The sequence below is a fragment of the Streptomyces sp. NPDC002054 genome (genome assembly GCF_040296685.1).
Lineage (GTDB): Bacteria > Actinomycetota > Actinomycetes > Streptomycetales > Streptomycetaceae > Streptomyces.
This window is the reverse complement of the sequence record NZ_JBEOXT010000037.1, coordinates 13,640-35,485: the sequence shown is the minus strand read 5'-3', so window position 1 is coordinate 35,485 and position 21,846 is coordinate 13,640. Positions and strand designations below refer to the sequence as shown.

Annotated in this window: 22 protein-coding genes; 10 read left to right on the top strand and 12 right to left on the bottom strand. The window is 71.5% G+C overall.

What is annotated here, in order from left to right; translation table 11 throughout:
- Positions 1-3 precede the first annotated feature (3 nt).
- The gene (locus ABT123_RS29320; RefSeq protein ID WP_351320123.1) at positions 4-1,536 is read left to right on the top strand and encodes a glycoside hydrolase family 3 protein; all 1,533 of its coding nucleotides are present in this window, start codon (positions 4-6) and stop codon (positions 1,534-1,536) included.
- Between the two features lie 82 nt (positions 1,537-1,618).
- Here ABT123_RS29320 and ABT123_RS29315 read toward each other — a convergent pair whose 3' ends face one another.
- Positions 1,619-3,442 (bottom strand): serine/threonine-protein kinase, encoded by a 1,824-nt coding sequence (locus ABT123_RS29315; protein WP_351320121.1) that lies wholly within the window; start codon positions 3,440-3,442, stop codon positions 1,619-1,621.
- A gap of 71 nt (positions 3,443-3,513) precedes the next feature.
- Here ABT123_RS29315 and ABT123_RS29310 point away from each other — a divergent pair, with 71 nt between their 5' ends.
- A complete protein-coding gene (locus ABT123_RS29310; RefSeq protein WP_351320119.1) occupies positions 3,514-4,662 on the top strand; it encodes an FHA domain-containing protein in 1,149 nt (382 codons plus the stop codon).
- A 5-nt stretch (positions 4,663-4,667) separates the two neighbouring features.
- On the opposite strand, the gene nagB is transcribed toward ABT123_RS29310, so the two are convergent.
- Positions 4,668-5,453 (bottom strand): glucosamine-6-phosphate deaminase, encoded by a 786-nt coding sequence (gene nagB, locus ABT123_RS29305; RefSeq protein ID WP_351320117.1) that lies wholly within the window; start codon positions 5,451-5,453, stop codon positions 4,668-4,670.
- A gap of 141 nt (positions 5,454-5,594) precedes the next feature.
- Positions 5,595-6,356: an SDR family oxidoreductase gene (locus ABT123_RS29300; protein WP_351320115.1), complete on the bottom strand. Its 762-nt coding sequence runs from the start codon at positions 6,354-6,356 to the stop codon at positions 5,595-5,597.
- Between the two features lie 96 nt (positions 6,357-6,452).
- Here ABT123_RS29300 and ABT123_RS29295 point away from each other — a divergent pair, with 96 nt between their 5' ends.
- A complete protein-coding gene (locus ABT123_RS29295; RefSeq protein WP_351320113.1) occupies positions 6,453-7,049 on the top strand; it encodes a TetR/AcrR family transcriptional regulator in 597 nt (198 codons plus the stop codon).
- Between the two features lie 372 nt (positions 7,050-7,421).
- A complete protein-coding gene (locus ABT123_RS29290) occupies positions 7,422-8,891 on the top strand; it encodes a sensor histidine kinase (protein WP_351320210.1) in 1,470 nt (489 codons plus the stop codon).
- A gap of 149 nt (positions 8,892-9,040) precedes the next feature.
- On the opposite strand, the gene ABT123_RS29285 is transcribed toward ABT123_RS29290, so the two are convergent.
- Both ABT123_RS29285 and ABT123_RS29280 read right to left on the bottom strand, forming a co-directional pair.
- Positions 9,041-9,298: a WhiB family transcriptional regulator gene (locus ABT123_RS29285; RefSeq protein WP_004937597.1), complete on the bottom strand. Its 258-nt coding sequence runs from the start codon at positions 9,296-9,298 to the stop codon at positions 9,041-9,043.
- Positions 9,299-9,615: 317 nt separating this feature from the next.
- Positions 9,616-10,584, bottom strand: a complete 969-nt coding sequence (locus ABT123_RS29280; protein WP_351320111.1) for a diacylglycerol/lipid kinase family protein — start codon at positions 10,582-10,584, stop codon at positions 9,616-9,618.
- An 85-nt stretch (positions 10,585-10,669) separates the two neighbouring features.
- On the opposite strand from ABT123_RS29280, the gene ABT123_RS29275 reads away from it, so the two are divergent.
- A complete protein-coding gene (locus tag ABT123_RS29275) occupies positions 10,670-11,104 on the top strand; it encodes a hypothetical protein (protein WP_351320109.1) in 435 nt (144 codons plus the stop codon).
- Between the two features lie 57 nt (positions 11,105-11,161).
- Here the strand turns inward: ABT123_RS29275 and ABT123_RS29270 are convergent, their stop codons facing one another.
- From ABT123_RS29270 to ABT123_RS29260, 3 genes are all read right to left on the bottom strand, one after another.
- Positions 11,162-12,115 carry an RNA polymerase sigma factor SigF gene (locus ABT123_RS29270; RefSeq protein WP_351320107.1) on the bottom strand — a complete coding sequence of 318 codons (954 nt, stop codon included), beginning with the start codon at positions 12,113-12,115 and terminating at the stop codon, positions 11,162-11,164.
- Positions 12,112-12,525: an ATP-binding protein gene (locus tag ABT123_RS29265; RefSeq protein ID WP_030153599.1), complete on the bottom strand. Its 414-nt coding sequence runs from the start codon at positions 12,523-12,525 to the stop codon at positions 12,112-12,114. The genes ABT123_RS29270 and ABT123_RS29265 overlap by 4 nt, the downstream gene beginning before the upstream one ends.
- Before the next feature lie 215 nt (positions 12,526-12,740).
- A complete protein-coding gene (locus ABT123_RS29260; RefSeq protein WP_351320105.1) occupies positions 12,741-13,001 on the bottom strand; it encodes a UBP-type zinc finger domain-containing protein in 261 nt (86 codons plus the stop codon).
- A gap of 67 nt (positions 13,002-13,068) precedes the next feature.
- Between ABT123_RS29260 and ABT123_RS29255 the strand changes: the two genes are divergently transcribed.
- A complete protein-coding gene (locus ABT123_RS29255; protein ID WP_351320103.1) occupies positions 13,069-14,661 on the top strand; it encodes a Na+/H+ antiporter in 1,593 nt (530 codons plus the stop codon).
- 22 nt (positions 14,662-14,683) lie between these two features.
- On the opposite strand, the gene ABT123_RS29250 is transcribed toward ABT123_RS29255, so the two are convergent.
- On the bottom strand, positions 14,684-15,580 hold the full coding sequence (locus tag ABT123_RS29250; RefSeq protein ID WP_351320101.1) for a 1-aminocyclopropane-1-carboxylate deaminase/D-cysteine desulfhydrase: 897 nt from the start codon (positions 15,578-15,580) through the stop codon (positions 14,684-14,686).
- 62 nt (positions 15,581-15,642) lie between these two features.
- On the opposite strand from ABT123_RS29250, the gene ABT123_RS29245 reads away from it, so the two are divergent.
- Positions 15,643-16,113, top strand: a complete 471-nt coding sequence (locus tag ABT123_RS29245) for an NUDIX domain-containing protein (protein ID WP_351320099.1) — start codon at positions 15,643-15,645, stop codon at positions 16,111-16,113.
- A gap of 33 nt (positions 16,114-16,146) precedes the next feature.
- A complete protein-coding gene (locus tag ABT123_RS29240; protein WP_351320097.1) occupies positions 16,147-16,710 on the top strand; it encodes a S1 RNA-binding domain-containing protein in 564 nt (187 codons plus the stop codon).
- Between the two features lie 59 nt (positions 16,711-16,769).
- On the opposite strand, the gene ABT123_RS29235 is transcribed toward ABT123_RS29240, so the two are convergent.
- The 3 genes from ABT123_RS29235 to ABT123_RS29225 form a co-directional block, all read right to left on the bottom strand.
- Positions 16,770-17,360 (bottom strand): N-acetylmuramoyl-L-alanine amidase, encoded by a 591-nt coding sequence (locus ABT123_RS29235; RefSeq protein ID WP_351320095.1) that lies wholly within the window; start codon positions 17,358-17,360, stop codon positions 16,770-16,772.
- 116 nt (positions 17,361-17,476) lie between these two features.
- Positions 17,477-18,673 (bottom strand): globin domain-containing protein, encoded by a 1,197-nt coding sequence (locus ABT123_RS29230; protein WP_351320093.1) that lies wholly within the window; start codon positions 18,671-18,673, stop codon positions 17,477-17,479.
- Positions 18,674-18,761: 88 nt separating this feature from the next.
- Positions 18,762-19,211 carry an Rrf2 family transcriptional regulator gene (locus ABT123_RS29225; protein ID WP_351320091.1) on the bottom strand — a complete coding sequence of 150 codons (450 nt, stop codon included), beginning with the start codon at positions 19,209-19,211 and terminating at the stop codon, positions 18,762-18,764.
- Positions 19,212-19,393: 182 nt separating this feature from the next.
- Between ABT123_RS29225 and ABT123_RS29220 the strand changes: the two genes are divergently transcribed.
- Together ABT123_RS29220 and ABT123_RS29215 are read left to right on the top strand one after the other, a co-directional pair.
- Positions 19,394-20,803 (top strand): family 2B encapsulin nanocompartment shell protein, encoded by a 1,410-nt coding sequence (locus tag ABT123_RS29220; protein ID WP_351320089.1) that lies wholly within the window; start codon positions 19,394-19,396, stop codon positions 20,801-20,803.
- Entirely contained in the window at positions 20,800-21,831 is a 1,032-nt protein-coding gene (locus ABT123_RS29215; protein ID WP_351320208.1) for a family 2 encapsulin nanocompartment cargo protein polyprenyl transferase, read from the top strand. Before ABT123_RS29220 ends, ABT123_RS29215 begins: the two co-directional genes overlap by 4 nt.
- The last annotated feature ends 15 nt before the right edge of the window (positions 21,832-21,846 follow it).

Below are 21,846 nucleotides of genomic sequence, written 5' to 3'. Positions count from 1 at the left end.
ACCATGACTGTCCTTGCGCACCGCGTCACTGCGTCCGATTCGAACGATCAGGTCACGCGCGACGCCCTGGCCGTCCTCCAGCCCGGCTTCGAGGGCACCACCGCCCCCGACTGGCTGCTCCGCCAGGCCGGCGAGGGCCTCACCGCCGTCGGCCTGTTCGGCCGGAACATCGCCTCCCCGGAGCAGCTCGCCGCGCTCACCGCGCAGCTGCGGGCCGAGCGGGACGACGTACTCGTCGCCATCGACGAGGAGGGCGGCGACGTCACCCGCCTGGAGGTCCGGGACGGCTCCTCCTTCCCCGGCAACCTCGCGCTGGGCGCCGTGGACGACACCGACCTCACCCGGGAGGTCGCCCGCGAGCTGGGCCGCCGGCTCGCCGAGTGCGGGGTCAACCTCAACTGGGCCCCGTCCGCCGACGTCAACTCCAACCCGGACAACCCGGTCATCGGCGTACGGTCCTTCGGCGCCGACACCGACCTCGCCGCCCGGCACACCGCCGCGTACGTCCGCGGCCTCCAGGCCGCCGGCGTCGCCGCCTGCACCAAGCACTTCCCCGGCCACGGCGACACCAACGTCGACTCGCACCACGCGCTGCCCCGCATCGACGCGGACCTCGACACCCTGTACGCCCGCGAGCTGGTGCCCTTCAAGGCAGCCATCGCCGCCGGCACCAAGGCCGTGATGAGCGCGCACATCCTGGTCCCGTCCCTGGACCCGACCCGGCCCGCCACCCTCAGCCCGCAGATCCTCACCGGACTGCTGCGCAAGGAGCTCGGCTACGAGGGCCTGATCGTCACCGACGGCATGGAGATGAACGCCATCGCCGGCACCTACGGCATCGAGCGCGGCTCGGTCCTGGCGATCGCCGCGGGCGCCGACGCGATCTGTGTGGGCGGCGGACTCGCCGACGAGGCGACCGTGCTGCGCCTGCGCGACGCGCTGGTGGAGGCCGTACGCGAGGGCAGCCTGCCCGAGGAGCGGCTCGCCGACGCCGCCGCCCGGGTGCGGGCCCTCGCCGACTGGACCCGGCGCTCCCGGGCAGCTGTCGCGCCGGGCGCGCACCAGGAGGGGAGTGCGCCCGGCATCAGCACCGGCATCGGCATCGACATCGGCCTGACCGCGGCCCGCCGCGCGGTCCGCGCCACCGGCAAGCCGGTCCACCTGTCCCGCCCGTACGTGGCCACGCTCGTCCCGGTGGCGAACATCGCCGTGGGGGACGAGACCCCGTGGGGCGTGGCGGCCGAACTGGCGGCGCTGGTCCCGGACACGGACGCGGCCCGCTTCCCGGAGGGCTCCTCGGCCGCGGACATCCTGGCCGCCGCGGGCGACCGCACCCTGGTGGCCGTGGTCCGTGACGCGCACCGCCACCCGTGGATGGCCGAGGTCCTGGACGCGCTGGTCGCGGCCCGGCCCGACACGGTGGTGGTGGAGATGGGCCTGCCGCGGGCCGAGCCGCGCGGGTCCCTGTACATCGCCACGCACGGCGCCTCGCGCGTCTGCGGGCGAGCGGCGGCCGAGATCATCGCGGGCTGCTGAGGCCTCCCCGATACGCCGAAGGCCGGGCTTTCCAGGGGGAAGCCCGGCCTTCGGTGCCGGTGCTGGTGCCGGTCAGGGCTTCTCAGGGCTTCTTTGGGCTCCAGAGGGTCAGTTCGGTGAGGAAGTCCGGCTTGCCGCCGTTGTCCTCCACCTTCGTGATCTTCATCATCGCCAGGTTCTTGTCCTTGGTGACGGTGCACAGGACCGCGCCCGGAGTCAGATACCTCTCGATCATCTCCGCGTCCAGCTCCTGGGACAGCGCGTTGCCGCCGGCCGCCTTCTCGCACTGTTCCGGTGTGGTGCCCTCGCTCAGCCCGGTCGGGGTTTCGAACTTCAGCACCTGATAGCCCTTGCCGTTCGCGGCGGCCGAGTAGACCAGCTCCGTCGCGCCGCTGTCGGCGCCCAGCGGCACCATCTTGGGAGCGTCCAGATCGCCCTGGGTGTACCCGGTGGAGGGGAAGCGCATCGCGAACGGCCGGTTCTCGAACACCACCTTGTACGTGACGCCGGCCGGAGCCGAGGGGGCCGACGGCGCCGACGGGGAGCCGGCGGCCGGGGCCTTCGGGGGTGACGCGGTCGGCTGCTGCGAGGGCGTGGCGCTCGGGGAGGACTGCGGCTGCGCGCCGCCGCCCGGCTTCCCGCCCGCGGCCGAGTCCGGATCGTCCTCCCCCCGGGTCAGCGCCCAGCCCGCCACGGCCACCGCCACGACGGCCACTGCGACCGCGCCGATCACCAGGCGGCGGCCGGTACGGCGGGCGGGGGCGGCGACCGGTGCAGTTCCCGGCAGGCCTGCCGGGGGCGGGGTGGCAGCCCCCTGCCGGAGGTGCGTCGCCCCGGTGTCCGGGCCGGCGGCGAACGGACCCGTGCCGTACCCGCCGGTGCCGTACCCGCCCGTGCCGTACGGGGTCTCCGGAGGGACGGTCGCCCCGTACGCCGCCGGGCCCGGGTCGGCAGGCTCCGGCAGGTGTTCCGCCGCCCGCTCCCGCCCGGCGATGTCCGCGGCCACCGGGGCCGGCAGCCAGCCGGCGAAGTCCCGCAAGTGCCGCCCGCTCAGCTCCTGGCACAGCTCGGCCAGGGCCTGAGGGGTGGGGCGGGCCGCCGGGTCGGCCGCCAGACAGTGCGTCAGCACGGTCCGCAGGGGCTCCGGGTAGCCGCTCAGGTCCGGCGGCCGGAGCTCGGTGTTGGCGATCTGGGCGGCCACCGTGATGGCCCCGGCATCCCCGTACGGATGGCGGCCGGCCGCACAGACCGCGGCGATCAGGCCGAGCGAGAAGACATCGGTCGCGGGCGTGAGGGGCAGGCCGTTCGCATGCTCGGGCGACATGTACTGCGGGGTGCCGATGAACCCGCCGCTGCGGGTGAGCTGGGTGGCGTCGGCGGCCCGCGCGATACCGAAGTCGATGACCCAGGGCCCCTGCGATCCGATGAGCACATTGCTCGGCTTCAGGTCGCGGTGGATCACCCCGGCCTTGTGGACCGCCTGCAGGGCCTCCGCCGCGCACCCGACGAGCTGGAGGGCCGCGGGCAGCGGCAGCGTCCCGTACGCGGCCAGCACCGAATCCAGCGGCAGGCCGGGGATATAGGTGGTGGCCAGCCAGGGCTGGGGGCCGCCCGTGTCGTGGTCCACGACCGGGACGATGTGGTAGCCCTGCACCTGCCGGGCCGACCGCGCCTCCTGCTCGAAGCGCCGCCGGAACTCGTCGTCCTGCGCGTACTCCCGGCGGATCACCTTGAGGGCCACGGGCTGGTTGCCCCGGGTCCGGGACAGGTAGACCGATCCCATGCCGCCCTCGCCGATCCTGGCCAGCAACCGGTACCCCGACACCTCGCGCGGATCCTCAGGGCCCAGCGGGCTCAACTGGGGCCCCGTACCTGTGGTGTTGATGCGATCGTCTCTCCCCGTCACGGCAGCGATGCTATATGTCACCTACCGCTGCGGAGGGAAAACGCGGCAAAAGCGCCGCCATGGGGGGACACATGGAACAGCACCTGGCCGCCTCGGCCGAACACGCCGACTACCTGGTCGAACTCTCCAACGTCGTGCGCCAGACGAACATCGGCCCCCGCGGCCCCCGGTCGCTGCGCCGGCTGGGCCTGGTGCTCCGCGCCCTGATGGAGCTCACCGGGGACCCGGACGTCTCCGTGTACCCGGTCGCCGACATCAGCCTGCTGGGCGGGCACCGGGAGTTCGCGGACCCCGCCGAGGTGCGCCGGCTGCGCCGCTGGGTGGCCGACGGGCTGGTCGAGGAGGTCGCCGACGCCGACGAGCGGATCCTGGAGCTGGCGCGGATGACCGGCACCCGGGTGATCACCGGCGACCAGTACGTCGACCACCGGCTCGAACACGACTGGATCCAGGGCAACACCTGGCAGTTCCTGCGGCCCGAGCCGCGCGCCGGCGGCACGGTGGCCCTCGTCCCGATGGACATGGGGGTCCGCTCGGCGGCCGAGATCTCCCGCAAGATGGAGCTCTCCGCGCTCAAGAAGCAGGGGCTCATCGGGCCTTCCAGCACCCCGATGACCACGGTGATCATGCGGTCCTGGCGCTGCCCGGAACGCCGCTGCTCGCTCTACGACACCCGAAAGGGCGGCCGGGTCCTGCTGCCGCGCATCCGCGGAGGCGTACCCACCTGCGAACTGCACGGGCTGCCGCTCGAGGACCAGGGGCCGCGGCTGGGAACCGCCCAGCTCAAGGCCGTGATCGACGGGGTCTGCGTGGCCCGCTACACCCTCGACGAGGGCGCCGAGGCGCAGGTGGGCCGGCACCCCGGTCCGGCCGGAATCGCCCTGCACAGCCTGCTGAAGCCGGAGACCGCCGCCCGGGTCAGCCGGACCCATGTGACCGTCTCCGCCCGCAAGGGCTCGGTGCTGATCCGCGACGTCAGCAGCTACGGCACCCGGATGCGGCCGGCCGGCCGGCGCGGCGGGTTCGGGCCGTGGGAGCCGCTGCCGCCGGGGACCGGCCGGCCGTTCCGCCCCGGGGACGAGGTCGAGCTCGCCCCCGGCGTGGTCCTGACCCGCAGTGGCCGCCGGTTCCCCGCCGAACTGGCCGACGCGTGGCGGGGTGCGGGCGGTGCGGGCGGTGCGGAGCCGCCGGGGGCGAGTGCGCCCACCCGCCGGTACTGACGGGCCTACAGTCCCTGCCAGGCAGGCTTGTTGGCGTAGGTGTGGCGGAAGTAGTCCGCGAGCTTCAGCTTGGACGCGGCTGCCTCGTCCACGATCACCGTGGCGTGCCGGTGCAGTTGCAGCGCCGAGGCCGGCACCAGGGCCGACAGCGGGCCCTCGACGGTCTGCGCCACCGCCTCGGCCTTGCCCTCGCCGGTGGCCAGCAGCACCAGGTGGCGGGCGTCCAGGATGGTCCCGATGCCCTGGGTGATGACGTGGTGCGGCACCTGGTCTATGTCGTTGTCGAAGAAGCGGGCGTTGTCGAGGCGGGTCTGCTCGGTCAGCGTCTTGATCCGGGTGCGGGAGGCCAGCGAGGAGCAGGGCTCGTTGAAGCCGATGTGCCCGTCGGTGCCGATGCCCAGCAGCTGGAGGTCGACGCCGCCGGCCTCGGCGAGCGCCCGGTCGTACGCCTCGCAGGCGGCCACGATGTCCGCGGCCGAGCCGTCCGGTCCCATGAAGGAGTCCTCGGACAGGCCGAGCGGCTCCACCACCTCGCGGAGCACGACCGCGCGGTAGGACTCGGGGTGTCCGGCCGGCAGGCCGACGTATTCGTCGAGCTGGCAGATCCGGGCGCGGGAGGCGTCGACCTCGCCGCGCTGCACCTTCGCGGCCAGCGCCTGGTAGATCGGCAGCGGCGTCGACCCGGTCGCCACGCCGAGCAGGGCGTCGGGCTTGCGGCGTACCAGGGCGGCCATGGCCTCGGCGATGAGCTCGCCGCCTGCCTTGGCGTCCGGGACGATGACAACTTCCACGCTGGGCCTGCCGATCTGGAGAGAAGCTCGATTGTGGTATAGACCAATCTAGCAGAGCCGGGGCGGGCGAGGGGGTGCTTCGGCCGCTGCTCCGGCCACTGCTCCCATGGTGATCCGGATCGCCCGCCCCGGCCTCCCGGGTCAGAGCAGAGACAGCTGGAGGCCGCCCGTGACCGGCAGGTGCTGGCCGGTCACCCAGCCGGAGTCGGGCGAGGCCAGGAACGCCACGGCGCCGGCCACCTCCCCGGTGGTGCCCAGCCGGTGGAACACCGACCGGGAGGCCGCGTGCGCCCGGACCGCCGGATCGGCGAGCAAGGCCGCGTTCAGGTCGGTCTCCACGATCCCCGGGCCCACCGAGTTCACCGTGATCCCGCGCGGGGCGAGCTGCGCGGCCAGTGAGACGGTCAGCGCGTTCACCGCACCCTTGGCGGTGATGGTGGCCAGGATGGCCGGGAGGGCGATGTCCGGAGTGCCGGTCACATTGATGATCCGGCCGCCGTCCCGCAGCCGCGCCAGCCCGTGCTTGATGATGAAGAACGGCGCCTTGGCGTTCACCGCGTGCGCCCGGTCGTAGGCCTCCTCATCGGTGGCCTCGATGTCCGCGAAAGTCGCCGACCCCGCATTGTTGACCAGGACGTCCACCCCCGGGGTGCTCAGCGGATGGGCCTCGTACGCCGCCCAGAGCGCCTCCGCGTCCCCCGGAACCCCCAGCTCCGCCCGGAGCGCGAACGCCCGCCCGCCGGCCGCCTCGATCGCGGCCACGGTCTCCAGCGCAGCCGCCTCGTTGTTCCCGTAGTGCACGGCGACCAGCGCCCCGTCCCGGGCCAGCCGCTCCGACACGGCCCGCCCGATCCCCCGGCCGCCGCCCGTGACCAGTGCCGTCTTCCCGTCGAGTACACCCATGACGTGCCTCCCCATTCCGTCCGTCCAGAAATTGCTAGCGGTCGCTACAGAATGGGACCGTACCAGATTTGCTAGCGGGCGCTATAGAATTTGGGGATGGTGACCGGACAGCGTGGCAGGCCCCGTTCCTTCGACCGGGACGCCGCCCTCGACAAGGCCATGCATGCCTTCTGGGAGCGCGGCTACGAGACGACCTCCATCGCGGACCTCACCGCCGTGATGGGCATCGGCGCGCCCAGCCTCTACGCGGCGTTCGGCGACAAGCGGAAGCTGTTCGACGAGGTCGTGGCGGTGTACGGGTGCCGGTACGGGGACTTCGGGAGCGTGGCCCTCGCCGAGGAGCCCACCGCGCGGGCGGCGGTGGAGCGGATCCTGCGCGAGGCCGCCGAGATCTACACCGACCCGGGCCATCCGCGGGGCTGCCTGGTGATCAGCGCGGCCGTGAACACCGCCACCGAGGAGGTGGCGGAGGGCCTGCGGGTGCTTCGGGAGGCCAATCTGGCCGCCTTCGAGAGCCGGATCAGGGCGGATGTCGCCGCCGGGGTGCTGCCGGCCGATACGGACGCGGCGGCGCTGGCCCGGTACAGCTGGGCGGTGCTCCAGGGGATGTCCCAGCAGTCGCGGGACGGCGCGACCCGGGCGGAACTGGCGGCGGTGGCCGAGGTGGCGCTGCGGGCCTGGCCCGCCGCCTGACGGCCTGAGGGGCCGGTCGGAGATCCTCAGGGCCACGGTGCCGGGACGGGACCCTCAACCCGTCCGGCACCGCAGCCCGGAGTATGGCGGCCGGCGGGTGTGCGGTCCCGGCGGCCGGCAGGAGGGGCCTGCGCGGTCAGGGCAGAACGCGCTGGGCTTCCCTCGATCCGTCCTCCTGTGCGGGGAGGGCGGAAGTCTTCATTTCGATTGTGGACTAGACCAATCTGTTCTGTCCATCCACCGAGGAGGGCAGATCTGCTCCGGCGGTTCCTCCAACAGTACGCGGCCGACGGTACTCCTGGGTATTCCTGTGGGAAAGCCGTGCGCAATGTCATCCCCCGAACCCGGGGTACGCTCGCACACGTGCCCTCCATGAACGACCTCGTACGCCAGCACACCGCTCTCAGTGAGACTGACCTGGAGTGGCTCCACCTGCTGGTTTCGGAGTGGCAGCTGCTCTCCGACCTGTCCTTCGCGGATCTCGTCCTGTGGGTTCCCACCCTCGACGGCACCCGGTACGTCTCGGTCGCGCAGATGCGGCCCAACACCGGCCCCACCTCCTACCAGGACGACATGGTCGGCCACCTGGTTCCGCGCGGCCGTCGGCCGCTGCTGGACGCGGCCCTGGACGAGGGCCGGATCGTGCGCGAGGGCGACCCGGAATGGCGCGAGGAGGTGCCGGTCCGGGTGGAGTCCATCCCGGTCCGCCGCGAGGGCCGGGTGCTCGGGGTCATCGCCCGGAACACCAATCTGCTCACGGTCCGTACACCGAGCCGGCTGGAGCTGACCTACCTCCAGTCCGCCTCCGACCTGGCCCAGATGATCGCCGCCGGGGCGTTTCCGTTCCCCGGCCAGCAGGTCGACATGGATGCCTCGCCGCGGGTCGGCGACGGCCTGATGCGGCTGGACGCCGACGGCGTGGTGACCTACGCATCACCGAACGCGCTCTCCGCCTACCACCGGCTGGGCCTGGCCTCCGACCTGGTCGGCCAGCACCTGGGCACCACCACCGCCGAACTCGCCCCGTCCCGCGGCCCGGTGGACGAGGCACTGGTCAAGCTGGCCAGCGGCTGGGCCCCCCGGGAGACCGAGGTCGAGGGCAACGGCGGGGTCATCCAGCTGCGCGCCATTCCACTGAAGCCCAAGGGAACCCGGATCGGCTCCCTGGTCCTCTGCCGGGACGTCACCGAACTGCGCCGTCGCGAACGTGAATTGATCACCAAGGATGCGACCATCCGGGAGATCCACCACCGGGTGAAGAACAACCTGCAGACCGTGGCCGCACTGTTGCGGCTCCAGGCGCGCCGGATGGATTCGGAGAACGGTCGCGAGGCGCTCAACGAGGCGGTGCGCCGGGTCGGTTCGATTGCGATCGTGCACGAGACCCTCTCGCAGAACCTGGACGAGCGGGTCGAGTTCGACGAGATCGCCGACCGTGTGATCGCGATGGTCGCGGAGATCTCGCCCGGCAAGGTGGACTGCCGCCGCACCGGACGGTTCGGGATCCTGGACGCCGAGGTGGCCACCCCGCTGTCGATGGTGCTCACCGAGATCCTGCAGAACGCGCTGGAGCACGCCTTCGCGCCGGGGGAGCGGGGCACGCTGGAGGTGTCCGCGATGCGCAGCGGCACCGGCCGGGACGACGCCCGGCTGCTGATCACGGTGCTGGACGACGGCTGCGGGCTGCCCGAGGGTTTCGACCCTCAGCGGGCCGGCAACCTCGGGCTGCAGATCGTACGGACCCTGGTCGAGGGAGAGCTCGGCGGCAGCTTCGACATGGTGGCGAGCGAGCCGCGGGGCACCAAGGTGGTCCTGGACATACCGGCCAGCCCGCAGAAGTAGCAGTCACACAGTGTGACGCCGTGACCGCGAGGGTCCGGGGCACAGCACTGAGCCCCGGACCGAATGTTTCCCGGTCCGGGGCTCAAGAGCACGTTGCTGAGCGCTGCTTTGGGTACTACGCGCTGCGGCTCGAGGCTCGAAAGTCGATGTCAGGCGGTGGCGTTGCGCGCCCGGTTGCGGGCGGCGCGGCGCTTCATGGCGCGGCGCTCATCCTCGCTGAGGCCACCCCAGACGCCGGAGTCCTGGCCGGACTCGAGCGCCCACTGCAGGCACTGCTCCATGACGGGGCAGCGGCGGCAGACGGCCTTGGCTTCCTCGATCTGCAGCAGCGCAGGACCGGTGTTGCCGATGGGGAAGAACAGCTCGGGGTCTTCCTCACGACAAACGGCGTTGTGACGCCAGTCCATGGCTGCTACCTCTCTTGTGTGACTTGCACGTTGCTTGTGAATGTGAACGCTTTCACGAATCCCTACGCAAGGGAAGGGCCAACGCCCAGTTGCCCGGGGCGGTCCGTGATGCGTGGAGGGGTTCTGGCGGTCTTCGTGGGTGCCGGTCCTGCGGGCTGTCCCGATCGCCATGTAGAGATTCGCAAACCTCGGACGGGGATACAACCCCTTCCGGAAAGTTTTTTTTGATTCGTCGGTGTCGACTAGGTCACAGCCGTACTTCTTAGGGGTGGACCGGCGCCTAAACGTTCGAGTGAAAGGCTTTTAGGCTCTTCTACTCACACAATCACACGCAGTGCACGGCGAACGCCTGTGAACCGAACGCTGGTCCGCAGACCGAGGTGGTCTCCGTCCATCTGGAACGGAAGCGGCACCTTCGAATGCAAGGTGAAGTCGGTCAGATCGTGCAGAGACAAGGCATGCTTGCCGCGCGGGCCCCGCTCAGGAGTCGAGGTCAGCAGCTGTGTCGCGTAGCGCGCGACGGCCGGAGTTGACAAACGGTTCAGCGCCAGCACGTCAAGTGCGGTGTCGAAGGAGGCCTCCGGGGACGCGTACAGCGGGCGATTTCCCAGGTAGGTCCACGGCGAGGTGTTGCAGACTATCGACAGCACCAGGTTGTGGACGGGATCCGCGCCCGGCCGCTCCAGCGTCACCGTGCCGCGCCTCCGGTTGGAGTCCCCCAGGAACTGCCGTACGAGCTGTCGCACGTACAGGCCGTGGGTCGAACGCTTGCCGCGTTCCCGCTGCTGCTCCACCCGGCCGACCACGCCCGCGTCGAAGCCGAAGCCCGCGCAGAAGGTGAACCAGCGCTCCGGGACCCCCTCGTCCTCCGAGCCCGCCGGACCCGCCGCCAGTCCCAGCCCCACCGTCCGCTCGCGCCGCTCCCGCAGTGCGTCCAGCAGGGCGCCGGTCGCCTCGACCGCGTCATTGGGGAGGCCGAGCGCCCGCGCGAACACATTGGTGGACCCGCCCGGCACCACGGCCAGCCGGGGCAGGTGCTCCGGATCCGGGCCCGCGTGCAGCAGACCGTTGACCACCTCGTTGACCGTGCCGTCCCCGCCGAGCGCCACGACCAGCTCGATGTCCTTGCTCTCGGCGGCCTTGCGTCCCAGGTCCCGGGCGTGCCCCCGGTACTCGGTGGTCACCGCCTCCAGCTTCATCTCGCTGGCCAGGGCGTGGATCAAGACATCGCGCGTGCGCGCACTGGTGGTCGTCGCTGCTGGGTTGGCCACGAGGAGTGCACGCATGAGCGTCAGAGTACCCACCCGATGTCACACCACTCATACCGGCTGCCCCCACCGCCGCCCCGGGGCGCGCCGCTACCCTGCTGGGGTGAGTACGAAGCAGACCCCGCAGACCCCCGCGCCCGCGCCCGTCGTCCCCGGCCGGCTGACCGCCGCCGCGGCGCTCACCGCCCTCGAGGGCCTGGCGCTGGCCGGCCTCGGTGTCTACCTGCTGTTTGTCGGCATCGCCGGCGACGCCGACTCCCCGCAGCAGGCCGAGACCGGCGGCATCACCGTGCTCGCACTCGCCGCGCTGCCGCTGATCGCGGCCCGCGGGCTGCGCCTGGGCCGTCGCTGGAGCCGCGGCCCGGCACTGATCACCCAGATCATGGCCATGCCGGTGGCCTGGACCCTCTGGACCACCGGCGGCGCGATGATCGCGGCGGCCGTGGCCCTGGCCCTGGCCGCACTGGCCGTGATCGTCCTGCTGGTGAACCCGACGGCCACCGAGGCCCTGGGCATCGGGCCCAGGGACGCGGCGTAGGACGTATAGGACGTATTAGGGCGTATATGGCGTAGGGCGTAGCGGCTGCTCCGCCGCCTACTCCTCCACCAGGAGCTTCTCCCGAAGCTGGGCCAGGGTGCGGGCCAGCAGGCGGGAGACGTGCATCTGGGAGATGCCGACCTCCTGCGCGATCTGCGACTGCGTCATGTTGCCGAAGAAGCGCAGCAGCAGGATCCGCTTCTCCCGGGGCGGCAGCCCCTCCAGCAGCGGCTTCAGTGACTCGCGGTACTCGACGCCTTCCAGCGCCTCGTCCTCCGCGCCCAGCGTGTCCGCGACCGCCGGCGACTCGTCGTCGGTGTCCGGCACGTCCAGCGACAGCGTGCTGTAGGCATTGGCCGATTCCAGCCCCTCCAGCACCTCCTCCTCGGAGATCCCGAGCCGCTCCGCCAGCTCGTGCACCGTGGGGGAGCGGCCGTGCTGCTGGGACAGCTCGGCCGTGGCGGTGGTCAGCGACAGCCGCAGTTCCTGGAGGCGCCGCGGGACGCGGACCGCCCAGCCCTTGTCGCGGAAGTGCCGCTTGATCTCGCCGACCACGGTCGGGGTCGCGTACGTCGAGAACTCGACGCCCCGGTCCGGGTCGAACCGGTCCACCGATTTGATCAGCCCGATGGTGGCGACCTGTGTCAGGTCGTCCAGTGGTTCGCCCCGGTTGCGGAACCGCCGCGCCAGGTGTTCGACCAGCGGCAGGTGCATCCGGACCAGCCGGTTGCGGAGCTCGGCCCGCTGCGGGGACCCCTCCGGAAGTTCCCGCAGCTGCAGGAACAGGGCCCGCGCGCCGCTGCGGTCGCGCGGATCGTGCCCCTCTTGATGTTCGTGCTGGTTCTCGCTCATAGGGCCCGCCCGTCGCTCCGCCGAGTCCAAAAAGCCGTCTGCCGCCGTGCCGTCCGTCGGCCCGCCGTCCGCCGGCCCGCCGTCCTCCACCGGGTGGGGGCGGGCATGCTGCTCCGGGATGCCTGCCGCCTCCCGCACCGGGGTCTCCCCGCCGCTCACGCCGGGCCTGGTCCCGCGCCGCGCTGTTTGTAGAGGCTGATACTGACCGTGCGGTCCTCCTCGACCGTGGACTCGACCTTGCCGGCCAGCGCCGACAGGACGGTCCAGGCGAATGTGTCGCGCTCCGGTGCACGTCCGTCGGTCGTCGGGGCCGACACGGTCACCTCCAGCGAGTCGTCGACCAACCGGAATACGCAGCTGAGGACGGAGCCGGGCACGGCCTGCTGGAGCAGGATCGCGCAGGCCTCGTCCACCGCGATGCGGAGGTCCTCGATCTCGTCGAGGGTGAAGTCCAAACGTGCCGCGAGGCCGGCCGTGGCCGTACGCAGCACCGACAGGTAGGCACCCGCGGCCGGCAGCCGGACTTCCACGAAGTCCTGGGTCCCGGGCTCGCCTGCGATCTGGGACACCCTCACCTCCAAGGTGGTACGAGCTCTGTTCGCCGGTGACGCTATCGCGATCCGGACGATCGTGTCGCGGCACCCCCGGTGGCACCCGACCCCAGACCAATGGCAGTCAGTGACTGATGGTAAGCCCATGGGTACACACAGTGGCTAGGGGTCTGCGGGCCCAAATCGAGGGAACCGGCGGAGGGTTGACCTACCCCACCGCGAGCGATCGAACCTCAGACGATCGAGGCATCGACAAAACACCACCGCCAGGTCTCGCCGGGCTCGAAACTCCGCATCACCGGATGGCCGGTTTCGAGGAAGTGCGCGGTGGCGTGGCGGTGCGGGGAGGAGTCGCAGCACCCGACGTGGCCGCACCAGAGGCAGAGCCGCAACTGCACCGGATGGCTGCCCATGGCTTCGCATTGCGGGCAGGTCAGGGCATGTGGGGCAGGCTCGGGGCGCGGCAGTTCCGGTAGGTGCGTGCACTCGCTCATGATGGCCAGGTTACGCAGGTGGGGGCGCGCGTCGAGGAATCGGCGAGGGATGGAGGGCGGATCTTCCATGGAGGTACTTCCGCTGGTCGCGCTGGTGGCGGCCAGCGCCGCCGTGGCCGGGCTGGCCCGCCGCACCCCGGTGCCGGCGCCGCTGCTGCTGGTCGCGGCCGGGCTCGTGGCCGCGTACCTGCCGGGGATGCCCGACTACACCCTGGACCCACACATCGTCCTGCCGCTGCTGCTGCCCCCGCTGCTCTACACGGCGGCGGTGGACAGCTCCTACCTGGACCTCCGGGCGAACTTCCGGCCGGTCGCGCTGCTGTCGGTCGGCTATGTCCTCTTCGCGACCCTGGTGGTCGGCTATGTGGTCCACCTGGTGGTGCCGGGGCTGCCGCTGACGGCCGCGCTGGTCCTCGGCGCGGTGATCGCCCCGCCGGACGCGGTCGCCGCGACCGCGATCGCCCGGCGGCTCGGCCTGCCCAACCGGATCACCACCATCCTGCAGGGCGAGTCGCTGGTCAACGACGCCACCGCCATCACCGCCTACAAGGTGGCGCTCGCGGCGGTGGTCGGCGAGGGCGCCGGCTGGGCGGGCGGGATCACCGAGTTCCTGCTGGCCTCGGTCGGCGGTGTGGGCGTCGGCCTGCTGCTGATGGTCCCGATCCACCACCTCCGCACCCGCCTGCGGGAACCCCTGCTCCAGAACACCCTCTCCCTGCTGATCCCGTTCGTGGCGTACGCGGTGGCGGAGCGGGTGCACGCCTCCGGGGTGCTGGCGGTGGTCGTGGTGGCCCTCTACCTGGGCCACCGGGCCTGGCAGGTCGACTTCGCGACCCGGCTCCAGGAGGCGGCGGTCTGGAAGATGGTCGCGTTCATCCTGGAATCGGTGGTCTTCGCACTGATCGGCCTCCAGCTGCCGGTGGTCCTCAAGGACCTGGGCGAGTACGAGGGCCTGGACGCGGCCTGGTACGCGCTGGCCGTGTTCCTGGTGGTGGTGGTCGCCCGGTTCGTCTGGGTGTTCCCGGCCACCTTCCTGCCGAGGGTGCTGTCCGCGCGGATCCGGAAACGGGAGCCGACGACGGACTGGAGGTCCCCGGTGATCGTCGGCTGGGCGGGCATGCGGGGAGTGGTCTCGCTGGCGATCGCCTTCTCGATCCCGCTGACCCTGGACGACGGCAGCCCCTTCCCGTACCGCAACCTGATCCTCTTCCTCACCTTCACCACGGTGATCGCCACGCTGGTGGTGCAGGGCCTGACCCTGCCGCCGCTGATCCGGCTGCTGCGGCTGCCGCCGCGGGACGTGCAGGCTGAGACGCTGGCGGAGGCGCAGGCCCAGAGCGAGGCCTCGCGGGCGGCGGACGAGCGCCTGACGGAACTTCTGGAGGACCCGGCCAACCAGCTCCCGCCGCCGCTGGCGGACCGGCTGCGCACGGTGCTGGAGCGGCGGCGCAACGCGGTGTGGGAGCGGCTGGGGGAGGTGAACCCGGTGACCGGGGAGTCGGCGGACGAGGTCTACCGGCGGCTGTCGCGGGAGATGATCGAGGCGGAGCGGGAGGTCTTCGTCGACCTCCGCGACCGGCGCCGGATCGACGACGAGATGCTCCGCGTGCTGCTCCGCCGGCTGGACCTGGAGGAGGCGGCGGCGTACCGGGAGGAATGACGCCGGGCCGGGACCGCGGCCATCAGGGGCGGCCGGTCACGACGGCGGCCACGGTCGTCCCCGCGGGGAACGCGCCGGCTTCGGCCAGGGAGGCCAGGGCGAACAGCAGCTTCGCCACGTAGATGCGCTCCACCGGGAGCCGGTGCCGGGCCTCGAAGTCCGCGGCGAAGGCCTCCAGGTCCGCCGGCACCCGGGCATAGCCACCGTGGTGGAAGCCTTCCGCCAGGGACCAGTTGCCGAGGGGCGCTCCGAAGGCCGCCGCCTGGAGGGAACGTATCTCCTCGGCGAGGAAGCCCCCGCGCAGCACCGGCACCCCCAGCGCCCGCTGCCCCGGCCCCAGCCCGGCCGCCAGGCCGGCCAGCGTCCCACCGGTGCCACAGGCGACCGCCACCACATCCGCCGCCCCGGCGAGCTCGCGGCCCAGCTCCGCGCAGCCCGTCAGGGCGAGCGGATTGCTGCCGCCCTCGGGGACCACGTACGCCTCGGCCGCGCCCGCCTCCGCCGGCAGGGCGGGATCCGACTTCTCCCGGTACCGGGCCCGGCTCACGAAGTGCAGCCGCATCCCGTCGGCCACGCACTGCGCCAGCGAGGCGTTCAACGGCCGCCCGGCCAGCTCCTCGCCGCGCACAACGCCCACGGTGGGCAGCGCGAGCAGCCGCCCGGCGGCGGCGGTGGCCCGCAGATGGTTCGAATAGGCCCCGCCGAAGGTCAACAACGAGGGATACCCACCCTCGACGGCGGCCCGCAGATTGGGCGCCAGCTTCCGCCACTTGTTCCCGGGCAGCTCCGGGTGCACAAGATCATCCCGCTTGACCACCAGCCGCACCCCACCCCGCTCGAACCGCTCGTCCCGAACCTCCTGCAGCGGAGAGGGCGGGCGTGGCTGCAAGAGCAGGTCGAGATGCGCGGGACGGTTCACCCGTCCATTGTGTGCCGGTCGGGGTGTGAACGCGTACGGTGCGTCCGTGGAGGTACGCCCCGATGGCTCGGACCGAGTACTACGACGATCCCCACGCGCCCGCGCCGAACAGCATGGTCGTGGCCGCATCGGCGGTGGTCACCGACGGCGAGGGTCGCATCCTGTTGCAACGGCGCACGGACAACGGCCTGTGGGCGCTGCCCGGCGGAGGGATGGACCTGGGTGACTCGCTGCCCGGCACGGCCGTCCGTGAGGTCAAGGAGGAGACCGGGCTCGACGTGGAGATCACGGGACTGGTCGGTACGTACACGGACCCCCGGCACATCATCGAGTACAGCGACGGCGAGGTCAGGCGACAGTTCAACGTCTGCTTCACTGCCCGCATTACGGGCGGAGAACTGGCCTTTTCTGACGAGAGCACGGAACTGCGCTTCGTGGCAGCGGCAGACCTCGACGCGCTGCCCCTGCACCACACCCAACGCCTGCGCCTCCAACACTTCTTGGAGCGCCGCCCCGCGCCGTACCTCGGCTGACCATGCGCCTGCCGGGGTGAGAGGCTGAACGCCGTGATCACAGAGAATCCTGAACTCTGGGCGTTCCTGAAGTCCCTCCGGTCTGGTGACCACCTCTCCGGCACTGTGGCGGACGTGCGGTCATTCGGCGTGTTCGTGGCGCTGGATGACGGACCTCAGCATCCGGTGTATCCGGGGGTCGGCTTCATTACCATCCCCGATCTGTCGTGGCGGAGATTCGAGTCCGTTTCCGAGGTGGTCGAGATCGGACAACAGGTCACCTGCGAGTTCCTGTACTTCGACTCCTGGAACGGCGAGGCCAGGCTCTCGTTGCGCGCGCTGGAACCGGACCCGTTCCAGCAGTTCGCCGACATGGTGCGGGAGGGGATGCAGGTGGACGGAAGGGTCACCAAACTCGTGCCCTTCGGTGCCTTCGTATGCGTTGCAGACGGTGTGGAGGGATTCGTCCATCTCGAAGAGCTGGCTCTCGAACCCGTCGAAACCCCCGAGCAAGCCGTCCAGGTGGGTGACCGGATCAAGGTCGTCGTTACGCGGGTCGAGCGCGATCGGCGCCGGCTCGGTTTGTCCCGCAGGCAGGCGGAAGCCGGGTCGGCTTGATCGTGACCCCGGTGGGGGCGAGGGGGTGTGGGCGGTTGGGGTTCCTCGCCCCCGGTGGGTTACTTCAGGCGTTCGGCCACGCGGTCGCGCATTGAGCGCATCGTGAAGCCCTTCGGGTCGATCTTGCCCGGCTGCCACTCCAGGTGGCCGATCACCGAGCGGGCGTTCCAGCCGTGGACGCGGCAGACGGCTGCTGCCGCGCGGGCGATCGCGGCGAGTTGGATCTCCGGCCAGGGGTCCCGGCCGTCGCCGAGGTTTTCGCATTCGAAGCCGTAGAAGTGGCGGTTGCCGTCCCTGTTCGCCTGGTTGTCCGGTGGCAGGGCCTTCTCCGCGATCACCGCCGCCAGTACGTCCGAGTCCCCGGCCCCGGCGTGGTTGGCGCGGCCGTAGCCGACCAGGTGGACCCGGCCGTCCTTGGTGATCACGCCGTGGCAGAGCGGACCGGGGAGGTCCGCGTCGCCCTCGCGGCAGATGGACACCGTCGTTGCGGTGCCCCGGGAGACCGTGTGGTGGATCATCACCCCGTGGACCGGCCCCCAGGGGCCCTTGTGGTTGCGGTTGTGCGTGCGCCAGGCGCCGACTTCGACGACGGTCAGCCCCTCGCCCCGCAATGCGTTGATGAACCGTTCCGAGGACATGGGTGCGGCCATGGCCGCCTCCTTCCTTGCGTACCCGTTGTCACCGGGTGTAGCGGAGGCGGCCCTTCCGCGGCTAGTGCCTTCGTATGTTGTTCGTACGTTGAGCGAGCCGATTCGGACAGTCGGCCTCAGGCGTTCGCGAGCCACAGATCCGGGCCGAACACCTCATAGTGGATGTCCGCCGCCGGCAGGCCCTTGGCCAGCAACTGCTCGCGGACCGCGCGCATGAAGGGCAGCGGGCCGCAGAGGTAGGCCCGGGTGCCCGGGGCGAGCGGGACGGGGGCCAGGTCCACCAGGCCCTGGAGGTCGCCCGGCTCCGGGGACTCCTCGTACCAGAAGTACGCCCGGGCATCGGCCAGTTTGCCGGTCAGCGCGCGGTGGTCGGTGCGCAGCGCGTGGTCGGCGGGGGAGCGGTCGGCGTGCACGACGGTGACCGGGGCGGTGTGTCCGGTGTCGGCCAGGTGCTCCAGCATCGACAGCATCGGGGTGCAGCCGATGCCGGCCGAGGCGAGCAGCAGCGGGTCCCGGCTGTCCGTCAGGACCAGGTCGCCGTACGGGGCGGAGACGCGCAGGGTGTCCCCGGGGTGGACCCGGGTGTGCAGGTGGTGGGAGACCTCCCCGTCGGGGCCGCCGGCGGCCGGGCCGTGCACCCGCTTGACGGTGATCGAGAGGTCCGGGGAGCCGGGCGCGCCGCAGAGGCTGTACTGGCGGATCTGCCGGGCGCCGTCGGGCAGTTCGACCTGGACCGAGACGTACTGGCCGGGCCGGTGCACCGGGGCGGGCCGGCCGTCGGCGGGGGCGAGCCGGAAGGTGGTGCAGTCGGGGGTCTCCTCGGTCCGGCCGGTCACCCTCCAGGTGCGCCAGACCTCGCCGGCCGCCACCTGCTGCTCGGCGTACAGGCGCTCCTCGATGGCGACCAGGGCGTTGGCCATCAGCCAGTAGACCTCGTCCCAGGCCTTGGCCACCTCGGGGGTGACGGCCTCGCCGAGGACCTCGGCGATCGCCGCGAAGAGGTGGAGGTGCACGGTCCGGTACTGCTCGCGGGTGACGCCCAGCGAGGCGTGCTTGTGCGCGATGCGGGCCAGCATCACATCGGGGCGGGTCCCGGGGTGGTCGACGAGGTGGGTGGCGAAGGCCGCGATGGATCCCGCCAGGGCCTGCTTCTGCACTCCGGCGGCCTGGTTGCCGCGGTTGAACAGGTCGCGCAGCAGCTCCGGGTGGGCGGTGAACAGCTTGCGGTAGAAGAGCTCGGTGATGTCCCCGATGGCGGCTCCGACGGCGGGCAGGGTGGCGCGTACGGTCGCGGTCGACTTCTCGGAGAGCATGGAGATCCTCGCTTCTTCTTAATTGGTATGTGGGATGCGTATTTAAGGGTGTGCGGATGGCCGGCCGGTCGGCCGGTCCCGGTTGTGGCTAGATCGTCGGTCTTTCGGTTCCGCCGGAGATCCCGAGCAGCAGCGGCCCGGTCGGGGTCGCCACCAGGTCGTTCACCGTCAGCGGGTCCAGCGCGGCGAAGAAGGCCTCCTGGGCCCGGCGGAGCGCGCCGCGGAGTACGCAGGCGGAGCGCAGCGGGCAGGGGGTGGTGCCCTCACACTCGACCACGTCGCCCGCGCCCTCCAGCTCGCGGACGACCCCGCCGACCGAGGCGGAGCGCCCGGCGCCGGTGAGGGTGAGCCCGCCACCGCGACCGCGCCGGGCCTCGACCAGGCCGAGGTGCTGCAGCCTGGCGACCACCTTGGCGGTGTGCGTGTAGGGGACCTGCATGGTCGCCGCCACCTCGCGGGTGGTCGGATGGTCCGCCTCCGCGACGGCCAGGCGCATCAGGACGCGCAGGGCCAGGTCGGTGAATCGGGTGAGCCGCATGGGCCCACGGTAGAGATATGTGCATCTGATATGCAAATTAAGGCGGTCTCCATCGACCGTGGCAGAAGAGAGTGCCCAGACCCGCTCGGAGTAGTCCCACCCTTTTGTGTAATGGCCCCGTCACGTTCCGTCCTGCGAGGCTTCGATCGCAGATTCATGGAGTGATCGAAGGGGAATGACACATGTCGGTCCAGGCAGGTTCCGAAACCGAGGCACAGTCGCTGCCGCAGCGCAGTCTCGCCACCTCGGCCGCACGGAACTTGGCAACCACGACCAAGTCCGTGCCGCAGATGCAGGAGATCACCTCCCGGTGGCTGCTGAAGATGCTGCCGTGGGTGTCCGTGCAGGGCGGCACGTACCGGGTCAACCGCCGGCTCAGCTACTCGGTGGGCGACGGACGCGTCACGTTCATCAAGACCGGGGACCAGGTCCAGGTCATTCCGGCCGAGCTCGGTGAACTGCCGCTGCTGCGCTCGTACGACGACATCGACGTGCTCGGCGAGCTCGCACAGCGCTGCCGGCAGATCGACTTCGAGGCCGGCCAGGAACTCACCTCCTTCGGCAGCCGCTCCGACACGGTCTTCCTGCTCGCCCACGGCCGCATCGACCAGGTCGGCCCGGGCCCCTACGGCGAGGACGCCGTGCTCCGCACCGTCGCCGACGGGGCCTACTTCGGCGAGGACAGCCTGCTCGACGACGAGGCGATCTGGGAGTACACCGCGCGTGCCGCCACCTCCGGCACCGCACTGGTCCTCTCCCGGCAGGACTTCCAGCTGCTCGCCGACCGCGTGGACTCCCTCCGCGCCCACCTCGACCGGGTCCGGGCCATGCCCGAGCAGCGCACCAACACGTACGGCGAGGCCGAGATCGACCTCTCCGCCGGCCACGTCGGCGAGGCTGTGCTGCCCGGCACCTTCGTGGACTACGAGGCCCGGCCGCGCGAGTACGAACTCTCCATTGCACAAACGGTCCTGCGCGTGCACACCCGGGTCGCCGACCTGTACAACCAGCCGATGAACCAGACCGAGCAGCAGTTGCGGCTCACGGTCGAGGCGCTGCGCGAGCGCCAGGAGCACGAGATGCTCAACAACCGCGAGTTCGGCCTGCTCCACAACGCGGACTACGACCAGCGCATCCAGCCGCACGACGGCGCGCCCACCCCCGACGACATGGACCAGCTGCTCAGCATGCGGCGCGGCTCCAAGCTGTTCCTCGCCCACCCCCAGGCCATCGCCGCCTTCGGCCGCGAATGCAACAAGCGCGGCCTGTACCCGGAGGCCGTCGAGATCGGCGGCCACCGGGTGCCGTCCTGGCGCGGGGTGCCGATCTTCCCGTCCAGCAAGATCCCGATCAGCGACGCCCGGACCACCTCGATCCTCTGCATGCGTACCGGCGAGGACGAGCAGGGCGTGATCGGCCTGCATCAGACCGGCATCCCGGACGAGATCGAGCCGAGCCTGTCGGTCCGCTTCATGGGCATCAGCGAGCAGGCGATCATCTCGTACCTGGTCACCGCCTACTTCTCGGCCGCGGTGCTGGTCCCGGACGCGCTCGGGGTGCTGGAGAACGTCGAGATCGGCCGCCGGCGCTGAACGCCATCGCGACCGGTGAGGGCCAGGAGGCCGCGGCTCTCCTGGAACACACGAGGGAAACGGTCAACCCGGAGCTGCGCCGCACGGTCGAGAACCTGCCCGGATCCATGCGGCGCGTGGCGATGTACCACTTCGGCTGGGAGGACGCGGACGGCACCCCGGCCGCGGGCAACGCGGGCAAGGCCATCCGGCCCGCCCTGGTGCTCGCCGCTGCACAGGCGCTGGGCGGGGACGCGGATCGGGCGGTACCGGCGGCGGTGGCCGTGGAACTGGCGCACAACTTCACCCTGCTGCACGACGATGTCATCGACGAGGACGTCCGGCGGCGCGGCCGGCCCACGGCGTGGACCGTGTTCGGGACACCGGACGCGATCATCGTCGGGGACGCCGTGATGGCGCTCGCCCTGCGTCTGCTGGCGGAGGATGCGCATCCGGCCTCCGCGCAGGCCTCGGCCCGGCTCGCCGCCTGTCTGATCGAGCTCTGCGCGGGGCAGCAGGCGGACTGTGCCTTCGAACAGCGGGCCCAGGTGTCGCTGGACGAGTGCCTGACCATGGCGATGGCCAAGACCGGTGCCCTGCTGGGGTGCGCCTGTGCGCTCGGTGCGCTCTATGCCGGGGCCGGGCCGGACGAGGTCGACGCCATGGACGCGTTCGGGCGGGAGGCCGGGCTGGCCTTCCAGCTGATCGACGACCTGATCGGCATCTGGGGCGACCCGGAGCACACCGGCAAGCCGGCCGGCGCCGATCTGCTCGCCCGCAAGAAGTCCCTGCCCGTGGTGGCAGCCCTCACCTCAGGCACCGACGCGGGCCGGGAACTGGCCGAGCTGTACGCCGGGCCCATGACCGGCGACGACGTGCACCGGGCCGCCGAAGCGGTGGAGCGGGCCGGGGGCCGCGACTGGGCGCAGGCCCATGCCGCGGACCGGATGGGCCGGGCGGTGCACCAGCTGTCCCGGGCGGTACCGGACCTTGCGGCGGCGGGCGGTCTGCTGGCGCTGGCGGAGTTCGTGACCCGGCGTACGCGGTAGCCCGGGCGCGTCCGA

Bases quoted from the DNA above. Each gene is read 5' to 3' on its own strand.
- ABT123_RS29320 (WP_351320123.1), top strand. From the start codon at position 4: ATGACTGTCCTTGCGCACCGCGTCACTGCGTCCGATTCGAACGATCAG.
- ABT123_RS29310 (WP_351320119.1), top strand. From the start codon at position 3,514: ATGGAACAGCACCTGGCCGCCTCGGCCGAACACGCCGACTACCTGGTC.
- ABT123_RS29300 (WP_351320115.1), bottom strand. From the start codon at position 6,356: ATGGGTGTACTCGACGGGAAGACGGCACTGGTCACGGGCGGCGGCCGG.
- ABT123_RS29295 (WP_351320113.1), top strand. From the start codon at position 6,453: ATGGTGACCGGACAGCGTGGCAGGCCCCGTTCCTTCGACCGGGACGCC.
- ABT123_RS29290 (WP_351320210.1), top strand. From the start codon at position 7,422: ATGAACGACCTCGTACGCCAGCACACCGCTCTCAGTGAGACTGACCTG.
- ABT123_RS29285 (WP_004937597.1), bottom strand. From the start codon at position 9,298: ATGGACTGGCGTCACAACGCCGTTTGTCGTGAGGAAGACCCCGAGCTG.
- ABT123_RS29280 (WP_351320111.1), bottom strand. From the start codon at position 10,584: ATGCGTGCACTCCTCGTGGCCAACCCAGCAGCGACGACCACCAGTGCG.
- ABT123_RS29260 (WP_351320105.1), bottom strand. From the start codon at position 13,001: ATGAGCGAGTGCACGCACCTACCGGAACTGCCGCGCCCCGAGCCTGCC.
- ABT123_RS29255 (WP_351320103.1), top strand. From the start codon at position 13,069: ATGGAGGTACTTCCGCTGGTCGCGCTGGTGGCGGCCAGCGCCGCCGTG.
- ABT123_RS29245 (WP_351320099.1), top strand. From the start codon at position 15,643: ATGGCTCGGACCGAGTACTACGACGATCCCCACGCGCCCGCGCCGAAC.
- ABT123_RS29235 (WP_351320095.1), bottom strand. From the start codon at position 17,360: ATGGCCGCACCCATGTCCTCGGAACGGTTCATCAACGCATTGCGGGGC.
- ABT123_RS29230 (WP_351320093.1), bottom strand. From the start codon at position 18,673: ATGCTCTCCGAGAAGTCGACCGCGACCGTACGCGCCACCCTGCCCGCC.
- ABT123_RS29225 (WP_351320091.1), bottom strand. From the start codon at position 19,211: ATGCGGCTCACCCGATTCACCGACCTGGCCCTGCGCGTCCTGATGCGC.
- ABT123_RS29220 (WP_351320089.1), top strand. From the start codon at position 19,394: ATGTCGGTCCAGGCAGGTTCCGAAACCGAGGCACAGTCGCTGCCGCAG.